Source organism: Actinomycetospora succinea, assembly GCF_004363095.1.
In the GTDB taxonomy this organism is placed as follows: domain Bacteria; phylum Actinomycetota; class Actinomycetes; order Mycobacteriales; family Pseudonocardiaceae; genus Actinomycetospora; species Actinomycetospora succinea.
Genome location: NZ_SNYO01000005.1, coordinates 281,480 through 300,193, shown reverse-complemented (window position 1 = coordinate 300,193; position 18,714 = coordinate 281,480). Strand labels below are relative to the sequence as shown.

The following is an 18,714-nucleotide window of genomic DNA, read 5'->3' as shown; positions in this document are numbered from 1 at the left end:
GCGTCACCCACGGGGAACGGCGACGCGAGGCATGGCGGTTCACGCGCACGGCGAGGCCTCCCGTCATCGCCGGTCGAGCACGAGGGCGTGCCGCACCAGGGCGACGAGCACGTCCCGCGCCGACTCGCGTCGTCGGGCGTCACAGGTCAGGAGCGGGGTCCCGGGCGGCAGGTCCATCGCCTCGCGGACCTCGTCGGCGTCGTGGCGGCGCACGCCGTCGAACAGGTTCACCGCGACGACGTGCGGGATGCCGCGGGCCTCGAGGAAGTCGGTGGCCGCGAAGCTCGCCTCGAGCCGCGCCGTGTCGGCGATGACCACGGCGCCGACCGCCCCGCGGAACAGGTCGTCCCACATGAACCAGAACCGCTGCTGGCCGGGCGTCCCGAACAGGTACAGGACGAGCTCCGACGGCAGCGAGATCCGCCCGAAGTCCATGGCGACGGTGGTGGTCGTCTTGTCGGCGAGCGGGGCCGCGTCGAGCTCGCGGGCGGCCTCGGTCATGACGGCCTCGGTGACGAGCGGCTCGATCTCGGACACGGCGCCGACGAAGGTCGTCTTGCCCGCGCCGAACCCGCCGGCGACGACGATCTTCGCGGACTGCACGGCCGACGACGGCGCGGTGCGCGGGGCCTCAGAGACGCTGGAGTCCATCGAGGACCCTCTCGAGGAGCTCGCGGCTCGGGCGGTCGTCCGACGACGCCTGGAGGTGGAGCACGACCAGGCCGCCGCGGGCCATGTCGTCGAGCACCACGCGCGTGACGCCGAGCGGCAGGTCGACCCGCGCGGACACCTCGGCCACCGAGATCGGCATGACGCAGAGCCGGCAGATCGTCCGCTGCTCCTCCGGGATGCCCGCGGTGGGGATGTCGAGCGCCGAGGCGGTCTGGACCAGCGTCTCGACGGCCAGGGTGGTCCGCGTCCGGGTGCGGCCGCCGGTGATCGTGTACGGGCGGACGCGGGGCGCGCGGGTCCCCCCACCCGTCGGCACCGCCTCCTCGGGAGCCATCTCGTCGGCGGTCATGTGCTCTGGGCCTCGCGCAGCTCCTGGCGCACCTCGGGGGTCAGCGCCTTGCCCACCCGGGCGGTCATGAGGGTCATCTCGTAGCCGACGAGCCCCCGGTCGCAGTCGGCCGTCGCGAGCACGACGAGGCACGAGCCGTCGCGGATCGCCATCGTCAGCACCAGGCCCTGGGCCATCTCCACGACGGTCTGGACGACCTCGCCGGCGTCGAAGCACCGCGCCGCCCCGCCGGCCAGGCTGACCAGCCCGGCGGCGACCGCGGCCAGCTGGTCGGCGCGCTCGTCGGGCAGGCGGCTCGAGTGCGTGAGCAGCAGCCCGTCGGCGGAGATGACGACGGCGTGGGCGACGCCGGGCACGCGCGTCACGAAGTCGTCGACCAGCCACGCGAAGCGCTCGAAGGACGTGGTCCCGGTGGTCATCGCGGGCCTCCCGAGACGGTCTCGATGGTGTCGTCGTCCCGGGCCGGGACCTCGAAGCCGTCGGTGTCGATCTGCTCGCGGCCGCGGGTGGTGCCCTGCTGGAACTGGCTCATGCGGGCGCGCAGGGCGTCGGCGTCGACGCCCTGCCGGGGCGCGGGGACCTCGTCGGGACCCGGCTCCGCCGCGGGCGCGCCACCGGGGACGAGACCGGCACCCCGGCGGCGCCGGGGCAGGCCGCCCGCGGTGTGCTCGGCGGGCTCCGGCTCGGCGGCGCGGGCGGCGACGGCGCGCCAGCCCTCGTCGGCGCCGGAGTCCCACAGCGAGGCCTCCCCGTTGCGGGGTGCCGGCACCGCGGCGCCGTCGTCGGAGAACCACGCCGAGCACATCGCCTGGAAGATCGGCTCGTCCGGGGGCGCGGCGACGGGGACCTCGTCGGTCAGCGGGTCGTCGGTGTGCTCCTCGGCCGCGACGTCGGGCGTGGCGCCCGGCGGGGCGTCGGGCGTGGCCCGGGGCCGCTCGTGGGCGACCAGGAGGTCGGCGGGCACGTGGACGCTCGCCGTCGTGCCGTCGTCGCTGCCGGGCAGCAGCCGGGCGGTGATCCCGTGCCGGCGGGCCAGCGCGCCCACCACGAACAGGCCCATCTGCCGGGGCACCGTGGAGTCGAGGAGCACGGGCTGGTCGAGGCGGGCGTTGGCGTCGTCGAGGTCCTCGGTGTCCATGCCGAGCCCCGCGTCGGCGACCTCGACGATCGCGCCGCCGTCGGGGGCGCGGGAGGCGCTGACCGTGACCGGGCTGTCGGGCGGCGAGTAGCTCGTGGCGTTGTCGAGCAGCTCGGCGAGCAGGTGGGTGAGGTCGTCGGCGGGCGTGCCCTGCACCCGCAGCCCGGGCACCGCCCCGACCTCGACGCGCTGGTAGTGCTCGACCTCGCCGACGGCCGCCCGCACGACGTCGGCGAGCAGCAGGGGCTCGGTGGGCCCGCGGGTCGGCGTCGCGCCGCCCAGGACCAGCAGGTTCTCGCCGTTGCGGCGCATGCGCGTGGCGAGGTGGTCGAGCCGGAACAGGTCGGCGAGGACGTCCGGGTCCTCCTCCCGGCTCTCGAGGGTGTCGATGAGCAGGATCTGCCGCTCGACGAGCCCTTGGGAGCGGCGGGACAGGTTCACGAACAGCGCGTTGAGGTTGGTGCGCAGGCGGGCCTGCTCGCCGGCGAGGCGGACGGCCTCGCGGTGCACGCTGTCGAAGGCGCGGGCGACCTCGCCGACCTCCTCCTCGGTGTGGATCGGGACCGGCTCGACGGCGTCCTCCGGGGGATCGCTGCCCACGCCCTCGTCCTCGAGGTGCCGGACCGCCTCGGGGAGGCGGCGGTCCGCCACGTCCAGCGCGGACCAGCGCAGACGCCGCAGCGGGGTGATCAGCGAGCGGGCGATGACGACGGCGAGCGCGATCGCCGCGAGCACGCCGAGCAGCACCAGGGCGATGACGACGACGGCCGTGGTGGTGGCCCGCGCGACGAGCCCGTCCGCGGTGCCCCGCAGCTCGTCCTGCAGACCGGTCTCGAGGGTGCGCATCCGCTCGCGGGTGGCGCTCGCGGCGCGGTCCCAGGCGACCGGGTCGACGGCGAGCGCCGTCCCGTCCTGGAGGAGCGCGGTCTGCAGCGTGCGGACCCGCTGGTCGACCTCGGGCCCCGCGACGGTGTCGTCGAAGCGCTGGACCTGCGCCGGGCTCGAGCCCGCCTCGAACTCCGCGGTCGCGGCCTCCTGCTCGGCGACCGACCCGCGCAGGGCGTCCCCCGCGCCGACCGGCAGCGTGCGGTTGATCGCCCCGACCAGCAGCAGCGCGTGCTGGACCTCGGCCTGCTCCTTGGCCCGGCCGAGGGCGGCGAGGCTCGTCGCCGGGCGGACGACCGACGGCTCGCCCACCGCGCCGGCGACGTCGCGGGACAGCGCCAGCAGGGGGTCGACCAGTCCCGTGTAGCCGGTGACGACGCTGGTGGCCGGGTAGCGGGTGGCCACCGCCGTCGCCCGCAGGGCCGGCAGGGCGTCGAGGCGCGCGAGGGCCGTCGCGTAGCGGTCGCGGACGCCGGGGTCGAGCCCGGCCGCCGCCCCGCCCGCGTCGCGGAGGGCCTCGACGGCGGTGTCGGTGCGGTCCGCGACGGCGTCGAGCCCGGAACGGTCCGGGGTCCGGCCGGCGGCGACCCACGCGGCGGTCACGCTGCGTTCGACCTGCACCTGGTCGATCAGGTCGGACACCGTCGCCGTCAGCCGCGTGCCGGTGGCCACCTGCGCCAGGGCGCTGCGCTCGGCGAGCTGCGTCTGGATCGTCAGCCCGGCCAGCACCAGCACCAGCAGGATCGGGACCGCCGCCACGGCGACGACCTTGGTGCGCACACGCCAGTGGCCCGGGTTCCAGCGGGTGGCCCACCGCGGTGCGGTCGGCTGCTCGGCTGCTCCCCCCGACGCGGGCATGGTGCTCTCGGTGCTCTCGGCCACGGACGATCCCCCGGTTCGCCAGGCTCGGCACGGATCGTGTTCTCGGGTCCTCGCGGAACGCCGTGCGTTCGACGGACAAGAACCTCGTACAACAACTATCTGTGACGATGACGAAAGCCACGGTAGCTTCCCCGTGGCGAACACGACACCCGATCGAGACAGTTCTTCACGCGGACGCACCACGCCGCGTCGATTTGATCGAACAATTCGTGGTCCACAAGGGGGCAATTGTGCGCAAGTGGAGTAGTGAACGGGGCGTCGGTCGCGGTCGACAGATCGCCGTCCGATTACTGACGATTCTCGCCGTCCTCGTCCTGGCCGGGTGCAGCGCGCTCGGCGGGTCGAGCTCCGGGGGCCAGGGCGGGGACGGCCAGGGGCCGGAGAAGCCCACGCTACGCGTCGGGATGCTCAACATCGTCGACACCGCGTCGTTCTACCTCGCCCAGGAGCGGGGATTCTTCCGCGACGAGGGGCTGACCGTCGAACCGGTCGTCGCGCAGGGCGGCGCAGCGTCGATACCCGCCGTGGTCGGCGGGAGCCTCGACGTCACGTTCGGCAACTACGTGTCGTTCTTCCTCGCCGAGAGCCAGGGCGTCGGGAAATTCCGTTTGATCTCGGACGGATATCAGGCCGGTCCGAACACGTTCGTACTGGTCGCCCGACCCGACGGCACGGTGCGCGCGCCGCGCGATCTCGCGGGACGCCGGGTCGCGGTGAACACGTTCCGCAACATCGTCGAGCTGAATGCGCGCTCGGCGCTGCAGACGAACGGCGTCGATCCGAACACGGTGCAGTTCGTGGAGGTGCCGTTCCCGGACATGGCGGCGGCACTGGCCGCGGGCAGGGTCGACGCGGCCGCCATGGTCGAACCGTTCATCACCGCGGCGGAGCGGAGCTCGGGCGCCGTCCCGGTCCTCGACACCGCGTCGGGGCCGACCGCCGACATCCCGCTCGGCGGCTACGGCACCACCGAGGCCTTCGCCGAGCAGAACCCGCGGACGGTGGCGGCCTTCCAGCGCGCGATGCTGCGGGGGCAGCAGGCCGCCGCCGACCGGGCCAACGTCGAGCAGGTGCTCCCGACCTACATCCGCATCGACCGGGCCACCGCCACGCTGATCAACCTCGGGACCTACCCGCAGTCGCTGGACGGCACCCGGCTCCAGCGCGTCGCCGACCTCATGCAGCAGTTCGCGCTGGTGCCGGGCCGGTTCGACGTCGCGCCGCTGCTCGCGCCGCAGTGAGCCGTGCTGTTCTGCGCGGTCTCGTCGGCGTCGGCGTGTTCCTCGCGATCGGGGAGGTCGTCGGGCGGATCGGGCTGGTCCCGCCGGAGCTCCTGCCGCCGACGTCGGCGGTGCTCGCGGGCCTCGTCGAGATCGCGGGCGACCCGGCGTTCCGGGCCGACGTCGTCGCGACGGTCCTCGCCTGGCTGATCGGGCTGGGGGTCGCCGTCGGGATCGCGGTGCCGGCCGGGGTCCTGCTGGGCAGCGTGCCGGGCATCCGTGCCGGCACCCGGGCGCTGGTCGAGTTCCTGCGCCCGATCCCGTCGGTCGCGCTGATCCCGCTGGCGGTCGTCCTCATCGGGCAGGGACCCGCGAGCAAGATCGCGCTGGCCGTCTACGCGGCCGTCTGGCCGATCCTGTTCAACACGGTCCACGCCGTCACCGAGGTCGACCCGCTGCTGCGCGAGACCGCGGCGGCGTTCCGGGTCGGGCGCCGCCGGACCCTGGCGCGGATCGTGCTGCCGTCGATGGCGCCCTTCGTGCTGACGGGGGTCCGGCTCGCCGCGGCGGTGGCGCTGATCCTCATCGTCTCCACCGAGCTCCTCGTCGGCGGCGGGCGCGGGATCGGGGAGTACATCGCGCAGTCCGGCACGGGCGGCGGGCGGACGGACCTGGTGCTCGCGGCGGCGATCGTGGCGGGGCTCGTCGGGCTCGCCGCCAACGCCGCGCTCACGGCGGTGGGGCGCCGGTGGCTGTCGTGGAGCCCCGAGTCGGCGGCGGCCTCGTGACCCGCCCGCTCGTGCGCTGGGGCGTCTTCGCCCTCGTCGTGGTCGTGTGGGAGCTCGTCGCGCGGGCCGCGGGCAGCGCGTTCTTCCCGCCGCCGACCGCGATCGCGCAGGTCGGGTGGCGCACGTGGTTCTCCGGGCCCGCGGTCCTCACCGAGGCGGCGTGGGCGGATGTGGTGCCCAGCGTGCTGCGTGTCGTCGTGGGATGGGGGCTCTCGGCGGTGATCGGGATCGCCGTGGGCCTGCTGCTGGGCCGCTCCCGGCGGGCGGGCGAGTACCTCGCCCCGCTGCTGGCGTTCGCCCGGGCGCTCCCGCCGCCGGTGCTGATCCCGGTCTTCGTGATCCTGTTCGCGGCGGGCACGCCGATGCAGCTCGCGGTGATCGTGTTCGGCACGGTGTGGCCGGTCCTGCTCAACACCGCCGACGGCGCCCGCGGGGTCGACCCGGTCACGATGGACACCGCCGAGGTCTACCGCGTCACCGGGTTCCGCCGGCTGCGGCGGGTGATCCTGCCGGCGGCCGCGCCACGGATTGTCGCGGGCCTGCGGGTGAGCCTGTCGCTCGCGCTGATCCTCATGGTGGTCTCGGAGCTGATGGCGTCGACGAGCGGTCTGGGCCACCAGCTCGTCGTCGCGCAGCGGGGGTTCGACTTCCCGGCGATGTGGGCGGCGATCGTCCTGCTCGGGGTCGTCGGCTACGCGCTGAACGCGGCGCTGCTGGGTGTCGAGCGCCGCGCGCTGGGCCGGAGCACGGGATGAGGGGGGACCTCGTGGGGTCGATGGTCGAGGTGGACGACGTCGCCGTGGCCTTCCGCGACGGCCGGAGCACGACGACGGTGCTCGACGGGCTGTCCCTGCACGTCGAGCGGGACGAGGTGGTGTGCCTGCTCGGGCCGTCGGGGTGCGGCAAGTCGACGCTGCTGCGCTGCCTCGCGGGCCTGCGGGCGCCCGACCGCGGTGAGGTGCGGCTGCGCGGCGAGCCCGTGCGCGGGGTGCCCGACGGGCTCGGCGTGGTGTTCCAGGACTACGGGCGCTCGCTGCTGCCGTGGTCGACGGTGGCCCGCAACGTCGAGTTCGGCCTCGCCGCCGACCTGGACCGGTCGACCCGGCGGGCGCGCACCGAGGAGGCCCTCGAGGCGGTCGGGCTCGCAGACGCCGCCGGGCGCCGGCCCGGGCAGCTCTCGGGCGGCATGCAGCAGCGCGTCGCGATCGCGCGCGCCCTCGCCCGGCGCCCCGACCTGCTGCTGATGGACGAGCCGTTCGCCTCGGTCGACGCCCTGACGCGCGCCGACCTCGAGGACCTCCTGGTGCGCGTGCGCCGCGAGTACGCGATGACCGTGGTGCTCGTGACCCACGACATCGACGAGAGCATCTACCTCGCCGACCGCGTCGTCGTGCTCTCGCCGCGCCCGGCCGCCGTCGTCGCGGACCTCGCGGTGGGCCTGCCGCGCGAGCGGGACCAGATCGCCACCCGCGAGTCGGAGGTGTTCGTGCACCTGCGGGCGCAGGCGGCGGAGTTGTTGCGGTCCGGGCTGTCGCGGTCAGGCGCGCACCACGGACACCCCGGCGTCGGTGAGCGCGGCGAGCGCGGGCCCGTCGTCGGCGTCGGTGACGACCCCGGCGACGGCGTCCAGCGGGAGCACCTCGAACGGTGAGGCCGCGCCGATCTTCTCCGAGCTCGCGAGCACCCAGGTGTCGCCGGCCCGGGCCGCGAGCGCGCGCTTCATCGCCGCCTCGTCGCGGTCGCCGGTGGTCAGGCCCGCCTCGGCGTGGACGCCGGTGACGCCGAGCAGGAACAGGTCGGCGCGCACCCCCGCGGCCGCCTCCACCGCGGCGGCCCCGCACGCCACCAGCGAGTGCCGGAACAGCCGCCCGCCGAGGATCTCGACGTCGATCTCCGGGTGGTCGACGAGCGCCACCGCGATGGTCGGGCTGTGGGTGACGACGGTGGCGCGCAGGTCGCGGGGAAGGGCCTCGACGACGGCGAGCGCCGTGGTCCCGCCGTCGAGGACGACCACGGCGCCCGGCGTCACGAGCCCGGCCGCGGCGGCGGCGACGCGGCGCTTGCTGTCCTCGGCGACCGAGCGGCGCGACGCGTAGTCGGCGACCGCGGGCGAGACCGGGAGGGCCCCGCCGTAGACGCGCTGCACGAGCCCGGCGGCGGCCAGCTCGCGCAGGTCGCGGCGGACCATGTCGTCGCTGACGCCCAGCTCGGCGGCGACGTCGCGGCCGACGAGGCGGCCGTCGCGGCGGAGCCGCTCCATCAACAGATCGCGACGCTGCGCACTCAGCACGTGTTTCTCCTTGATTGTGCGTGTTTATCCATACTAGTGTCCTCGTTCGTGAACAGTCTCCTCGTCCTCATCGCCGGCCCCTACCGCTCGGGCACCGGCGACGATCCCGTCCTGCTCGACCGCAACCTGCGCCGCCTCGAGGAGGCGGCGTGGCCGATCTTCGCCAAGGGGCACGTGCCGATGATCGGCGAGTGGGTGGCGCTGCCCGTGCTGTCCAGCGCCGGCGCCGACGGGATCGCCGACCCCCTCGCCGAGCAGGTCATGTACCCGACGGCCCACCGCCTCCTCGAGCACTGCGACGGCGTGCTGCGCCTCCCCGGCGCGTCGCAGGGCGCCGACCAGGACGTCGCGATCGCCCGCGAGCGGGGTCTGCCGGTGTGGTTCTCGCCGGACGAGATCCCGGCCGCGGCGTCGGTGGGCGCTGCCTGATTCGTCCCGTTCGGGAACTCCTCGCGCCGGGCACCCGTTGTCCGGTCACGACGAAGGAGGAGCTCATGGGATTCCGTCTGCTGCCCCACGTCCATCCGCGCCACCACCTGCGCCGCACGTTCCGTCTCGGGCCGTTGCGCCTGCACGCCGGTCCGGACGGCGTCAGCTGGGGACTCGGCGCCGGACGCTGGTCGTGGAACGCGAAGAGCCGCAAGCACACGGTCGACACCCCCGGCCCGGGCTACTGGCAGAGCAAGGGGCGCCGCTGAGTCGCGGGCTCACAGCTCGACGTAGACCCGCCGCCAGGGCTGGTCGTCGACCAGCTCCCAGCGGTGCCCGCCGCCGGCGGTGTCCTCGGCGAGCAGGACGTCCCCGGGGGCGAGGAGGAAGGTCGCGCCGTCGCGCGTGGTGAAGCGCAGCGTGCCGGTCAACGTGATCACGTACTGCCGGCACGGGGCGTCGTGCCAGGGCAGCGCGCTGCCCGGCGGCGACTCCTCGGCGTGGACGCGGCGTGCGTCCTCGGTGGGAGGCAGGCCGGTCTCCTCGCGGAACCGCGATTCGCCGTCCTCGGTCCAGAGGCGCACGAGGCGGCTCACGGGACCACCGAGGTCGTGGTGCCCGGGACGTCGGTGCCGAGCCACTCCCGCCCCAGGCGTGCCAGCGTCCCGTCGGCGCGCAGCGCGTCGAGGGCGCCGTCGATCTTCGCCGCCAGGTTGCCGGCGTCGCGCTGCACGGCCACGCCGAGGTCCTCCTGCGTGATCCCGGTCTGCACGACCGTCAGCGTCGGCCGGTCGCGGGTCAGCGCGCGCATCACGGGCTCGAGCTTCATGAACCCGTCGATCGTCCCGGCGGCGAGGTCGTCGAGGGCGGTGAGGATGTCGCGGTAGGCGTAGCGCCGGACCGCGGCGATCCGCCCGTCGCGGGCGAGCGCGTCGGCGACGGGCTCGGAGGTGTTGCCGTGCTGCACGCCGATCGTCATCCCGGTCATGTCGTCGACGCCCGTGACGTCGGGACCGCGCTGCGGGTCGACCACCAGGCTCTGCCCGGAGCGCACGTACGGCCGGCAGAAGCGCGCGAGCGTGCGACGGTGGTCGGTGATCGTCGCGCCGGAGGCGACGACGTCGTAGTCGCCGCGGTCGAGTCCCGCGAAGATGCCGTCGAAGTCGTCGGCCGCGTAGCGGACCAGCACGTACGTGCGTCCGAGGCGCGTCGCGACCTCCCGCATCACCGCCGGGTCGAACCCGACCGTGTCGCCGGCGTCGCCCGCCAGCTCGAACGGCGGGTCGGGCAGGGCCGCACCGACCCGCAGCACGTCGTCCCCCATGGCGCGCAGTGTGCTCGGGTGGCGCGGTCGGGGGAAGGCCGGCGGGCACCCGGACCAGGCACGACGTCCGCGCCGCGGGTGGCACCGAATCGTGACGGTCACGCCGCCCGGGCGGCGCGACCATCCCAGGATGGCGGGGGAGACGGGGGCGGGGGACTCGCCCTCGATACGCATGATGGCGCTGCTCTACGGCTCGATCGTGGGGCGGCTGGTGTCGGTCGTCGCCGAGTTCGGGGTCGCCGACCTGTGCGCCGACGGCCCCCGCGATGTCGACGACCTCGCCGCCGCCGTCGACGCCGACCCGGACACGCTCCACCGGATGCTGCGCGCGCTGGCCGGGGCCGGCGTGTTCAGCGAGGTGGCGCCGCGGACCTTCGCGCTCACCGAGCTGGCCGCCACGCTGCGCCGCGACGTGCCGGGCTCGATGCGCGACCACGCCCGCAACTGGGGCTCGTCGGAGTACCTGCACACCATCGTCGGGCTCGGCGGCACCCTGCGGACCGGGCGGCCGTCGTTCGACACCCACCACGGCGTCGACTGGTGGTCCTACCTCGGCGCCCACCCGCGGCGGGCGCAGGTCTTCGACCGCGCGATGGGCAACCGGGCGCGCCAGATCGGGGCCGCCGCGGTCGCGGCCTGCGACCTGTCCGGGGTGCGGCGCCTCGTCGACGTCGGGGGCGGGCAGGGCCACCTCGTCGCCGCCGTCGTCGACCGCTACCCGGGCATCCACGCGGTCGTGTACGACCGCCCGGACGTCGTGGCCGGCGCCCCCGAGGTCGTCGGCGAGCGCGCCGAGGCGGTCGGCGGCGACTTCTTCACGTCGGTGCCGCCCGGCGCCGACTGCTACGTGCTCTCCAGCGTGCTGCACGACTGGGAGGACGACGACGCCGTGACGATCCTGCGCACCGTGCGCGCCGCGATGGACCCGGCCGGGCGGCTGCTCGTCCTCGAGACCGTGCTGCCCGAGGGCGACGAGCCGCACATGGGCAAGCTCCTCGACGTCCTCATGCTCGCCCTCGTCGGCGGCCGCGAGCGCACCGAGCGGGAGTACGCCGCCCTGCTCGAGCGCGCCGACCTGCGGATCGAGCGGATCGTCCCGACGGCCACACCGGTCGGCGTGCTCGTCGCCGCGCCCGCCTGATCGCCCACCGTGGGTACTCGACGGCGGGGCGGCGGGGGAGCAGGGTGCCGCCCGTGAGCGACACCGCCGACGCCCGCGCGCTGGTCCCCGGCGCCATGGACCGCGTCACCGCCCGGGTCCGTGCCGTGGGCGCCGGCATCTGGCGCGCCCCGACCCCGTGCACCGAGTGGGCCGTGCGCGACCTCGTCGCCCACCTGTGCTTCGAGCACCTCTGGGCGCCGCACGTCCTCGCGGGCACGTCGATGGGCGTGGTGGGCGACCGCTACGACGGCGACCTGCTCCACGGCGACCCGCCCGGTGCCTGGGACCGCGCCGTCGCCCGGTCGCGGCCGACGTGGGCGGCGACCGACACGCACGCCGCGCGCGTGCACACGATCTTCGGGTGGATCCCGGTCGAGGAGTACGCCGAGCAGATGCTCCTCGACCTGACCGTGCACGAGTGGGACCTCGCCCGCGGGGCAGGGCTCGACGAGGAGCTCGACCCCGTCGGCGTCGACCGCGCGCTGACCTACCTCCGCCGCGACCCGGTCATGCTCACCGGGCAGGGCCTGTGGCGTCCGCCCGTCGCGCCGAGCAGCGACGAGCCCCGCGACGTGCTGCTGGCGCGGCTCGGACGGCAGGTCCAGATGACGCCGCTCGAGCCGCCGGCCGCGCCGGTGCCCTGTGATCGTCTCGACCCGCCGGGCGCGCCGGCGCCGCGTCGGGCAGGTTCGGACTCATGACGACGCTCCCCGTGACGGTCGCGGTCGACGACGCCGGCCTCGCCGTGATGACCATCGACCACCCGCCGCTGAACCTCTACGACCAGGCCCTGCACGAGGCGCTGCGCGACGCCGTCGCCGAGCTCGAGCGGGCCCGGCCGCGGGCGGTGCTGGTGCGCGCCGAGGGCAAGCTCGTGAGCGGGGGCGTCGACGTCAAGCAGACCTTCCAGCCGCTGGCGCAGGCCGGGGACGTCGCGGGCGGCACCGCCTACTTCGCCGAGCTGGTCGAGCTCGGGCGCCGCCTGCACCACCTGCCCTGCCCGACGGTGTTCGCGGCGCACGGGCTGACGCTGACCTGGGCGTTCGAGGTGGCGCTGGCCTGCGACCTCATCGTCGCGACGCCGCGGGCGTCGTTCGGGCTGATCGAGGCCACGGTCGGGCTCACGCCGGCGATGGGCGGCACACAGCGCCTCGCCGAGCGCGCCGGGATCGGGCGGGCGCGGTACTTCGTGATGACCGCCGGCCGGTTCGGCGCCGAGGAGATGGAGCGCTGGGGCGTCGTCGACCGGCTGATCCCCGAGGACGGCTTCGACGACGCGGCCCGCGCGTTCGCCGCGCAGCTCGCCGCCGGGCCGACCCGGGCGCACGCGGCGACGAAGGAGATCCTGCGCCACCTCACCGAGGGCGGGCTCGAGGCCGCGAACGCCGTCACCCCGGACGCCGCGGGCGCGCTCTTCGCGACCGAGGACCTGGCGGGGGCGATGCGCTCGTTCGTCGAGGAGGGGCACGGCAAGGCGACGTTCCGGGGCGAGTGATCACCCCTCGACGCGCATCCGCCACGCGTCGGTGAGCAGCTCGGTCAGGCGCGGCACGTCGACCTCGTCGAGGCGCAGCAGCACGAACGGCAGGCCCTCGTAGCTCGGGGTGGAGAAGAACAGGTCCGGCTCGCCGAGCAGCAGGGCCTGCCGCTCGGCCTCGTCGCCGACGAACAGCACGGCGATGTCGGTGCGCAGGACGCGGCGCCCGCTGCTGCGGTCGGGGTACGACCAGACGAACCCGCGCCCGCGCACGCGGAAGTCGAAGCCGGCGCAGTCGATCTCCTCGACGTCGTCGAGACCGAGTGCGAGCCGGCGGACGTCGTGCACGTCGGCCACGGGCGCGAAGCTAGCACCGGGCCCCGACACGGATGATGGTGATCGTGACCCCGATCGTCGACGCCGTCGGACCGATCCTGCGGGGCCGCGTGCTGTTCGCCGTCCCCACCCGTGCCCCGCGGTTCGCGGTGACGCTCGACGACGGCCCCGACCCGGCGACGACGCCCGCCGTACTCGACGTGCTCGCCCGCCACGGCGCCCGCGCCACCTTCTTCCTCCTCGGCGAGCGGGCGGCGGCGCACCCCGACCTCGTCGCCCGGATCGCCGCCGAGGGCCACGAGCTCGGCAACCACACCTGGCGCGACGAACCGACCTGGCGCCTGCCCGTCGACGAGTTCGCGGCGAAGCTCGCCGACACCCGGCGCGTCCTCGAGGAGCACGGCCTCGTGCGGTGGTTCCGGCCCGGCTCCGGCTGGCCGACCGCCCGCCACCTCGACGTCACCGAGGCCGCCGGGCTGCGGTGTGCGCTCGGCAGCGCCGTGGCGATCAGCGGGGCGGGCGCCGGGACCGCGGGCACCGCCCGGTCCCTCGACGCCGTGATCGCCCGCGGCGGGGTGCTCGTCCTGCACGAGGGCCCCGGCCGTGCCGCCGTGCCCGCCACCCTCGACGCCCTGCTCGCCCGCACCGCCGCCCGCGGCCTGGACGCGGTCACGCTCTCGACCCTGGCGGACGGCTAGCTCCGATTCCTCCAAGAGCGCGGAGCAGCCGCCCGGCACCATGAGCCCATGACCGACGTCCTGGTGATCGGGGCCGGCGTGATCGGCCTGAGCAGCGCGATCCGCCTCGCCGAGGCGGGCCACCGCGTCCACGTGCGCACCGACCGCCCGGTGGGGGCGACGACGTCCGGCGCGGCCGGCGCCATGCTCGGGATCAGCGGCGCCGGTCCCGACGACCCGCTGACCCGCTGGACCGAGCGCTCGACGCCCGTCTTCACCGCGCTCGCCGACGACCCCGCGACCGGCGTGCGCCGCCGCCACGGCCGCATCCACGTCGACGTCGCCGACGAGCTGCCGCCGTGGGCGTTCGAGCTCCCCGACGTCCGCCCGCTGGACGAGGCCGAGCGCGGCGGCTTCCGGACCGGTATGGCGGTGACGCTGCCCTTCGCGGACATGCCCACCTACCTCGCGTACCTGGCGCGACGCGCCGCGGACCTCGGCGTCACGGTCGAGCAGCGCCACGTCGACACGCTCCCGGCGGACGGGGTGGTCGTGGACGCGGCCGGCAGCGGCGCCCGCGAGCTCGCCGGCGACCCGTCACTCACGCCCGTGCGCGGCGTCCACGTCGTGCTCGAGGGTGCGCCCGTCGAGGAGTTCCGCATGGAGGTCGTCGCCGCGCCCCGCTGGACCAACGTCTTCCCGCACGCCGGGCGCACCGTGGTCGGCGGGGTGGCGCTGCCCGAGGACGACACGACCCCGGACGACGAGGTCGCCGCGGCGGTCCTCGAGCGCGCGGTCGCCGTCGAGCCGCGGCTCGCCGGCGCGCGGGTGCTGGGCTGCGAGGTCGGGTGGCGCCCCGTGCGCCCGGCGCCGCGGGTCGAGCGCGAGGGCGACGTCGTGCACGCCTACGGGCACGGCGGCGTGGGCGTCACCGTCTCGTGGGGCGTGGCGGACGAGGTGGTCGCGCTGGTCGGCTGAGTCGCCGGGCCCGGGCTCAGCGGTCGTCGTCGACCAGGTGGATCGCGGCCTCCTCGGCGCTCGCGCCGGCGCCGTCGATGCCGGCGTCGTCGGCGAAGAAGTCCTCGCCGTCCTCGCGCAGCACGAGGCGCCCGGAGCGTCGCTCGCCGACCTCGTCGTCCCAGAGCTCGCCGTCGGTGTCGCTGGCGTCGCCGAGCCCGTCGCCGTCGTCGTCGGAGTCCTCGTCGTCGTCCGGGAGCTCGCGGCGCAGGCGGCCGGCCAGGGGCTGGCCCTCGCGCTCCTCCTCGGGCGTGATGCCCCAGGCGTCGACGCCCCAGGGCTGCTCGTTGGGGGAGACGCCCTCGTCGAGCTGGTCGGCGAGGTCCGGGTCGTCGAGGGACTCGGCCTCGTCGAGCTGCTCGAAGACGGTGTCGTCGGCGCTGTCGGGGTCGTCGCCGCTGGTGACGTCGGGGGTGTCGGGCGTGGTCACGGGCCCAGTGTGCCCTGCTCGGCCGGCGCTGTGGTGGGCCTCAGGTGGCCGGTGCCGCGCGGGGCGCGGGCGCCGCGACCGGGGGTTCGCCCTCGGTGTCCGCGGCGTCACCGTCGGCGTCCCTCCCGGCCGGCTCGGCGGCCTCGGCCCCCTTCTGGTGCTTCTTCTTGTCCTTCTTCGGCGGGCTGTTGGCGCCGATGAGGGCCTCGACCCAGCGGGCGCTCGGGTCGCAGTCGACGAGGACCGCCTTGATCAGCAGCGTGGCGGGGATCGCCAGCAGGGCGCCGAGCGGGCCGAGGACCCAGGCCCAGAAGAGCAGGGCGACGAACGTGATCGTCGTCGAGAGCCCGACGGCGTCGCCGGTGAAGTGCGGCTGGATCAGCGACTGCACGATCGCGTTGAGGACGCAGTAGACGATCAGCACCGCGAGCCCGAGCTGCCACCCGCCGACGAGGAGCCCGACGAGCGCGGGCGGGATGACCCCGATGATGAAGCCGACGTTCGGGATGAAGTTGGTGATGAACGACAGCAGGCCCCAGAGGACCACCAGCGGGATGCCCATGATCGCGAGGGCGACCGAGTCCAGCACGGCCACGATCAGCCCGAAGATCGCCGTGACGACGAGGTACTGGCGCGTGCCGTGGGCGAAGCTCTGCATCGCCTCGACCATGTGCGGCCGGTCGGCGCCGATGGCGTCCAGGCGCCGGCTCGCGCCGCCGGCCTCGGCGATGAGGAAGAGCAGCAGCGCGAGGATGAACACGAGGCTGGTCAGGGCCCCGCTGACGCTCGAGAGCAGGCCCCCGACCGCGCCGGCGATCTTCCCGATGTCGGCCGACGACGCCGTCGCCTGCGCGTGGCCCGGGTCGAACCCGACCCGGTGGAGCAGGTTCGTCACCTGGTTCGTGATGTTCTGCGTGCGGTCGGCGTACTGCGGCACGAGCGCCACGAGCTGACCGACCGACGCCACCAGCAGCACGACCAGCCCGACCACCACGGCGAAGATCACCAGGACCATCGAGAGCACCGTCAGCCAGCCGGGCACCCCGATCCGCCGCAGCCACGACTGGACCGGGCTGACCGCGATCACGATCACCAGCGCGAGCAGGATCGGCGCGATCAGCCAGGCGCCGGCCTGGAGACCGGCGATGACGATGACGACGCACGCCGCGCCGAGCATGAGCATCAGGGCGCGCGGGACCCCGAACCCTCCGGACCCTGGGCCGGCGTCGGGTGTCGCGGTGGGAGTCGTCATGCCACGGACGGTAGGAACGCGGCGCGTGTCGCGGCTCACCCGCGACGGGTGAGCACCCGCCATCACCCGGCGCGGGGGAGCCCCGGACGGCCCGCGCTGCCTAGCGTCGACGGGCGTGACCACCTCGCCGGACGCGCAGGAGAGCTCGGCGCACCAAACCCCGGTGGTGCTGCGCCGGCACCGCCTCAGGGCGTCGGTCTACGGGACGCTCATGGCGATGTCGGTGCTCGCCTACCTCGGCGACCACGACCCCGGGCCCGGGGTCGCCGCGCTGACCGTCGCGGGGACCGGCGTCGCCATCTTCCTCGCCGAGACCTACGGCGGCGTGCTCGCCGGCACCCTCACCGGGCCGCCGCGGTCGGGGCCGCGCGTGATCCGGTCGGTGGTCGCCGAGAGCACCGGGACGGCGCTGCCCGGCATCCTCGCCGGCGTGCTCCTGGGCGTGATGGCGCTGACGGGCCTGGACGTCGCGCTGCGCATCGACATCACCCTGTGGGTCGGCGTGGCCGCGCTCGCCGTGCTGAGCGTGCTCGGCGGCCGCGCGGCGCGGCGCCGGCCCGCGGTGCAGGTGGCGTGGGCGATCGCGTCGCTGCTGGTCGGCGCGTCGATCGTGCTGCTCAAGGCCGCGCTGCACTGACGGGGCGCGCGATGACCCCCGCACCGGAGCCCGACGGCCCGCCGCCCTGGCGGGACCGGCTGCGGGACACGCGGGCACGGTTCGACGAGAGCGGGCTCGGCCACCTGCAGCGGCGGGTCGTCGACACCCAGCTCACCAAGCAGGCCCTGATCCTCGCCGCCCTCGCGTTCACGCTCGTCATCCCGGCCCTGGTGACCCTGGCGGCCGTCGTGCCGCTCGGGCGACCCGGCGGCGCCGTGACCGCCTTCGCGACGCGGGTCGGGCTGACGCCGCAGGCCACGTCGGACCTCCAGCAGCTCTTCCCCACGACGACCACGGTGTCGAGCGCGTCGACGTGGTTCAGCGTCCTGCTGACGGTCGTCCTCACCGTCCGGTGGCCGCTCGCGCTCCAGCGCGCCTACGAGCTCGTCTGGAACCTGCCGCACCGGGGGATCCGGACGCTGTGGCGGCCCCTCGCGTGGCTCGGCGGCTTCCTCGCGCTCGTCGGCGTCGTGGTCCTCGTCGGTCCGGTGGACGGCGGCCTGGTGCTGCTGCTGGGCACCCCGTGCGCGATGGCGTGGGCGTGGTGGACCCAGTACCTCCTGCTCGGCGGGCGGGTGCCCTGGATGCGCCTGCTGCCCGGCGCGGTCGTCGTCGGCATCGGCCTGGCGGGCCTGCGGATCGCCGCCCCGCTGGTGCTCTCGACCCAGATCACCGCGCAGTACCGGCAGTTCGGGCCGCTGGGGATCGTGTTCGTGATCCTCTCGTGGTTCGTCGCGTTCGGCGTCGTGATGCTCGGCGGGGCCCTCGTCGGCCACCTCGTCGCCGTCGGCCTGCTCGGGTCGCGCCTCCTGTCACCCCGCGGGGATGAGGCCGGCGGCGCCGCGGCGGACGAGAGTCCCGACGAGCCCTCCGCACCGGCCGCGCCGGTGGCGGAGGGCGGTTCGTGGCACCGAGGAGGATGACCGATGGCGACCTTGACGGCATGGAAGTTCCCGACACCGGAGGGCGCGGAGCAGGCCCTCGCGACGCTCGAACGGCTCCAGAAGGAGGAGCTGATCCAGGTCCTCGACGCGGCGGTCGTGACCTGGCCGGCCGACAAGAAGCGGCCGAAGACGCGCCAGCTGCACAACCTCACGGGCGGCGGAGCCCTCGGCGGGAGCTTCTGGGGCCTGCTGTTCGGGCTGATCTTCTTCGTCCCGCTGCTCGGCATGGTCGTCGGCGCGGCCGCCGGCGCGATGGCGGGCTCGCTCTCCGACGTCGGGATCGACGACGAGTTCATCGACGAGGTGCGCACCAAGGTGACCCCGGGGACGTCGGCCCTGTTCGCCCTGACCGCGAACGCGGTGCAGGACAAGGTCGCCGACGCGTTCCGCGGCAGCCAGGCCGAGCTGCTGCACACCAACCTGTCCGCCGACCAGGAGAACCAGCTGCGCGAGGTGTTCTCCGACGTCGACGACGACGCACCGGTCCAGGTCTGAGCGTCCCGCGCTGACCAGTACCGCCCCCGACGACCCGCCGGCGTCTTCCGCCGGCGGGTCGTCGCACGTTCAGGACTCGTCGGTCTCCCGCACCTGCCGCAGCGAGACCAGCTCGAGGCCGAGCGCCTGGATGCGGTCGAGGATGCCGTGCACCTCGTCGTCGTCCTGCGAGACGCCCGACAGCACGGTCTCCGCGGGCACCTCGACGACGGCCATGTCGGGGAAGGCGGCCCGCGCCCGGTCGGAGAGGCGACCGCTGACACGGATCTCGAAGCGTCCCGACACGGCC

General features: G+C 75.1%; 25 protein-coding genes. 14 read left to right on the top strand and 11 right to left on the bottom strand.

All coding sequences use genetic code 11. The features are described from left to right. Positions 1-63 precede the first annotated feature (63 nt). The 4 genes from EV188_RS20075 to EV188_RS20060 are packed head-to-tail and all read right to left on the bottom strand — an operon-like array spanning position 64 to position 3,926. Positions 64-651 (bottom strand): GTP-binding protein, encoded by a 588-nt coding sequence (locus EV188_RS20075; RefSeq protein WP_133828048.1) that lies wholly within the window; start codon positions 649-651, stop codon positions 64-66. Further along, positions 632-1,021, bottom strand: coding sequence for a DUF742 domain-containing protein (locus tag EV188_RS20070; protein WP_208114294.1), 390 nt, complete (start codon positions 1,019-1,021; stop codon positions 632-634). The genes EV188_RS20075 and EV188_RS20070 overlap by 20 nt, the downstream gene beginning before the upstream one ends. Further along, entirely contained in the window at positions 1,018-1,440 is a 423-nt protein-coding gene (locus tag EV188_RS20065; RefSeq protein ID WP_133828047.1) for a roadblock/LC7 domain-containing protein, read from the bottom strand. The genes EV188_RS20070 and EV188_RS20065 overlap by 4 nt, the downstream gene beginning before the upstream one ends. Then, positions 1,437-3,926, bottom strand: a complete 2,490-nt coding sequence (locus tag EV188_RS20060) for a sensor histidine kinase (protein WP_133828046.1) — start codon at positions 3,924-3,926, stop codon at positions 1,437-1,439. The genes EV188_RS20065 and EV188_RS20060 overlap by 4 nt, the downstream gene beginning before the upstream one ends. Before the next feature lie 62 nt (positions 3,927-3,988). Here EV188_RS20060 and EV188_RS20055 point away from each other — a divergent pair, with 62 nt between their 5' ends. From EV188_RS20055 to EV188_RS20040, 4 genes are read left to right on the top strand one after another with little or no spacing between them, the layout of a single operon-like run. Continuing rightward, a complete protein-coding gene (locus tag EV188_RS20055) occupies positions 3,989-5,167 on the top strand; it encodes an ABC transporter substrate-binding protein (RefSeq protein ID WP_243741850.1) in 1,179 nt (392 codons plus the stop codon). Next, a complete protein-coding gene (locus tag EV188_RS33015; protein ID WP_208114293.1) occupies positions 5,164-5,934 on the top strand; it encodes an ABC transporter permease in 771 nt (256 codons plus the stop codon). Before EV188_RS20055 ends, EV188_RS33015 begins: the two co-directional genes overlap by 4 nt. After that, complete coding sequence (locus EV188_RS20045; protein WP_243741849.1) at positions 5,904-6,689, top strand: ABC transporter permease; 786 nt, start codon at positions 5,904-5,906, stop codon at positions 6,687-6,689. Before EV188_RS33015 ends, EV188_RS20045 begins: the two co-directional genes overlap by 31 nt. Next, the gene (locus EV188_RS20040; RefSeq protein ID WP_424922938.1) at positions 6,686-7,585 is read left to right on the top strand and encodes an ABC transporter ATP-binding protein; all 900 of its coding nucleotides are present in this window, start codon (positions 6,686-6,688) and stop codon (positions 7,583-7,585) included. The genes EV188_RS20045 and EV188_RS20040 overlap by 4 nt, the downstream gene beginning before the upstream one ends. On the opposite strand, the gene EV188_RS20035 is transcribed toward EV188_RS20040, so the two are convergent. Continuing rightward, entirely contained in the window at positions 7,472-8,224 is a 753-nt protein-coding gene (locus tag EV188_RS20035; RefSeq protein WP_133828045.1) for a DeoR/GlpR family DNA-binding transcription regulator, read from the bottom strand. The genes EV188_RS20040 and EV188_RS20035 overlap by 114 nt on opposite strands. Positions 8,225-8,272: 48 nt before the next feature. Between EV188_RS20035 and EV188_RS20030 the strand changes: the two genes are divergently transcribed. Then, positions 8,273-8,653, top strand: a complete 381-nt coding sequence (locus tag EV188_RS20030) for a DUF4406 domain-containing protein (protein WP_133828044.1) — start codon at positions 8,273-8,275, stop codon at positions 8,651-8,653. Between the two features lie 65 nt (positions 8,654-8,718). After that, the gene (locus tag EV188_RS20025) at positions 8,719-8,922 is read left to right on the top strand and encodes a DUF4236 domain-containing protein (RefSeq protein ID WP_133828043.1); all 204 of its coding nucleotides are present in this window, start codon (positions 8,719-8,721) and stop codon (positions 8,920-8,922) included. A gap of 9 nt (positions 8,923-8,931) precedes the next feature. Here the strand turns inward: EV188_RS20025 and EV188_RS20020 are convergent, their stop codons facing one another. Beyond that, a complete protein-coding gene (locus EV188_RS20020; RefSeq protein ID WP_133828042.1) occupies positions 8,932-9,249 on the bottom strand; it encodes a cupin domain-containing protein in 318 nt (105 codons plus the stop codon). Continuing rightward, positions 9,246-9,977, bottom strand: a complete 732-nt coding sequence (locus EV188_RS20015; protein WP_133828041.1) for an ABC transporter substrate-binding protein — start codon at positions 9,975-9,977, stop codon at positions 9,246-9,248. The genes EV188_RS20020 and EV188_RS20015 overlap by 4 nt, the downstream gene beginning before the upstream one ends. A 130-nt stretch (positions 9,978-10,107) precedes the next feature. On the opposite strand from EV188_RS20015, the gene EV188_RS20010 reads away from it, so the two are divergent. The 3 genes from EV188_RS20010 to EV188_RS20000 are packed head-to-tail and all read left to right on the top strand — an operon-like array spanning position 10,108 to position 12,634. Beyond that, on the top strand, positions 10,108-11,118 hold the full coding sequence (locus EV188_RS20010; RefSeq protein WP_133828040.1) for a methyltransferase: 1,011 nt from the start codon (positions 10,108-10,110) through the stop codon (positions 11,116-11,118). 53 nt (positions 11,119-11,171) lie between these two features. Then, positions 11,172-11,840, top strand: coding sequence for a TIGR03086 family metal-binding protein (locus tag EV188_RS20005; protein ID WP_243741848.1), 669 nt, complete (start codon positions 11,172-11,174; stop codon positions 11,838-11,840). Continuing rightward, on the top strand, positions 11,837-12,634 hold the full coding sequence (locus EV188_RS20000; RefSeq protein WP_133828039.1) for an enoyl-CoA hydratase/isomerase family protein: 798 nt from the start codon (positions 11,837-11,839) through the stop codon (positions 12,632-12,634). The genes EV188_RS20005 and EV188_RS20000 overlap by 4 nt, the downstream gene beginning before the upstream one ends. Here the strand turns inward: EV188_RS20000 and EV188_RS19995 are convergent, their stop codons facing one another. After that, on the bottom strand, positions 12,635-12,973 hold the full coding sequence (locus EV188_RS19995) for an MmcQ/YjbR family DNA-binding protein (RefSeq protein WP_133828038.1): 339 nt from the start codon (positions 12,971-12,973) through the stop codon (positions 12,635-12,637). It abuts the gene before it with no gap. 44 nt (positions 12,974-13,017) lie between these two features. Here EV188_RS19995 and EV188_RS19990 point away from each other — a divergent pair, with 44 nt between their 5' ends. Further along, the gene (locus EV188_RS19990; protein WP_166659981.1) at positions 13,018-13,650 is read left to right on the top strand and encodes a polysaccharide deacetylase family protein; all 633 of its coding nucleotides are present in this window, start codon (positions 13,018-13,020) and stop codon (positions 13,648-13,650) included. 48 nt (positions 13,651-13,698) lie between these two features. Beyond that, positions 13,699-14,607: an FAD-dependent oxidoreductase gene (locus EV188_RS19985; RefSeq protein ID WP_133828036.1), complete on the top strand. Its 909-nt coding sequence runs from the start codon at positions 13,699-13,701 to the stop codon at positions 14,605-14,607. Positions 14,608-14,623: 16 nt separating this feature from the next. Here EV188_RS19985 and EV188_RS19980 read toward each other — a convergent pair whose 3' ends face one another. Together EV188_RS19980 and EV188_RS19975 are read right to left on the bottom strand one after the other, a co-directional pair. Continuing rightward, entirely contained in the window at positions 14,624-15,076 is a 453-nt protein-coding gene (locus EV188_RS19980; protein ID WP_133828035.1) for a DUF5709 domain-containing protein, read from the bottom strand. Between the two features lie 40 nt (positions 15,077-15,116). Next, a complete protein-coding gene (locus tag EV188_RS19975) occupies positions 15,117-16,328 on the bottom strand; it encodes an AI-2E family transporter (RefSeq protein WP_133828034.1) in 1,212 nt (403 codons plus the stop codon). A 115-nt stretch (positions 16,329-16,443) separates the two neighbouring features. Between EV188_RS19975 and EV188_RS19970 the strand changes: the two genes are divergently transcribed. From EV188_RS19970 to EV188_RS19960, 3 genes are read left to right on the top strand one after another with little or no spacing between them, the layout of a single operon-like run. Then, entirely contained in the window at positions 16,444-16,965 is a 522-nt protein-coding gene (locus EV188_RS19970; protein WP_133828033.1) for a hypothetical protein, read from the top strand. Positions 16,966-16,976: 11 nt separating this feature from the next. Continuing rightward, on the top strand, positions 16,977-17,909 hold the full coding sequence (locus tag EV188_RS19965; protein ID WP_133828032.1) for a hypothetical protein: 933 nt from the start codon (positions 16,977-16,979) through the stop codon (positions 17,907-17,909). Positions 17,910-17,912: 3 nt separating this feature from the next. After that, positions 17,913-18,425 (top strand): DUF1269 domain-containing protein, encoded by a 513-nt coding sequence (locus EV188_RS19960; protein WP_133828031.1) that lies wholly within the window; start codon positions 17,913-17,915, stop codon positions 18,423-18,425. A gap of 69 nt (positions 18,426-18,494) precedes the next feature. Here EV188_RS19960 and EV188_RS19955 read toward each other — a convergent pair whose 3' ends face one another. Continuing rightward, a complete protein-coding gene (locus EV188_RS19955) occupies positions 18,495-18,710 on the bottom strand; it encodes a hypothetical protein (protein WP_133828030.1) in 216 nt (71 codons plus the stop codon). Positions 18,711-18,714: the final 4 nt, after the last annotated feature.

Coding starts and splice junctions, on each gene's coding strand:
- EV188_RS20075 (WP_133828048.1), bottom strand. CDS start 651: ATGGACTCCAGCGTCTCTGAGGCCCCGCGCACCGCGCCGTCGTCGGCC.
- EV188_RS19975 (WP_133828034.1), bottom strand. CDS start 16,328: ATGACGACTCCCACCGCGACACCCGACGCCGGCCCAGGGTCCGGAGGG.
- EV188_RS19965 (WP_133828032.1), top strand. CDS start 16,977: ATGACCCCCGCACCGGAGCCCGACGGCCCGCCGCCCTGGCGGGACCGG.
- EV188_RS19960 (WP_133828031.1), top strand. CDS start 17,913: ATGGCGACCTTGACGGCATGGAAGTTCCCGACACCGGAGGGCGCGGAG.
- EV188_RS20025 (WP_133828043.1), top strand. CDS start 8,719: ATGGGATTCCGTCTGCTGCCCCACGTCCATCCGCGCCACCACCTGCGC.
- EV188_RS20065 (WP_133828047.1), bottom strand. CDS start 1,440: ATGACCACCGGGACCACGTCCTTCGAGCGCTTCGCGTGGCTGGTCGAC.
- EV188_RS20070 (WP_208114294.1), bottom strand. CDS start 1,021: ATGACCGCCGACGAGATGGCTCCCGAGGAGGCGGTGCCGACGGGTGGG.
- EV188_RS20000 (WP_133828039.1), top strand. CDS start 11,837: ATGACGACGCTCCCCGTGACGGTCGCGGTCGACGACGCCGGCCTCGCC.
- EV188_RS20040 (WP_424922938.1), top strand. CDS start 6,686: ATGAGGGGGGACCTCGTGGGGTCGATGGTCGAGGTGGACGACGTCGCC.
- EV188_RS20015 (WP_133828041.1), bottom strand. CDS start 9,977: ATGGGGGACGACGTGCTGCGGGTCGGTGCGGCCCTGCCCGACCCGCCG.
- EV188_RS19985 (WP_133828036.1), top strand. CDS start 13,699: ATGACCGACGTCCTGGTGATCGGGGCCGGCGTGATCGGCCTGAGCAGC.
- EV188_RS20010 (WP_133828040.1), top strand. CDS start 10,108: ATGGCGGGGGAGACGGGGGCGGGGGACTCGCCCTCGATACGCATGATG.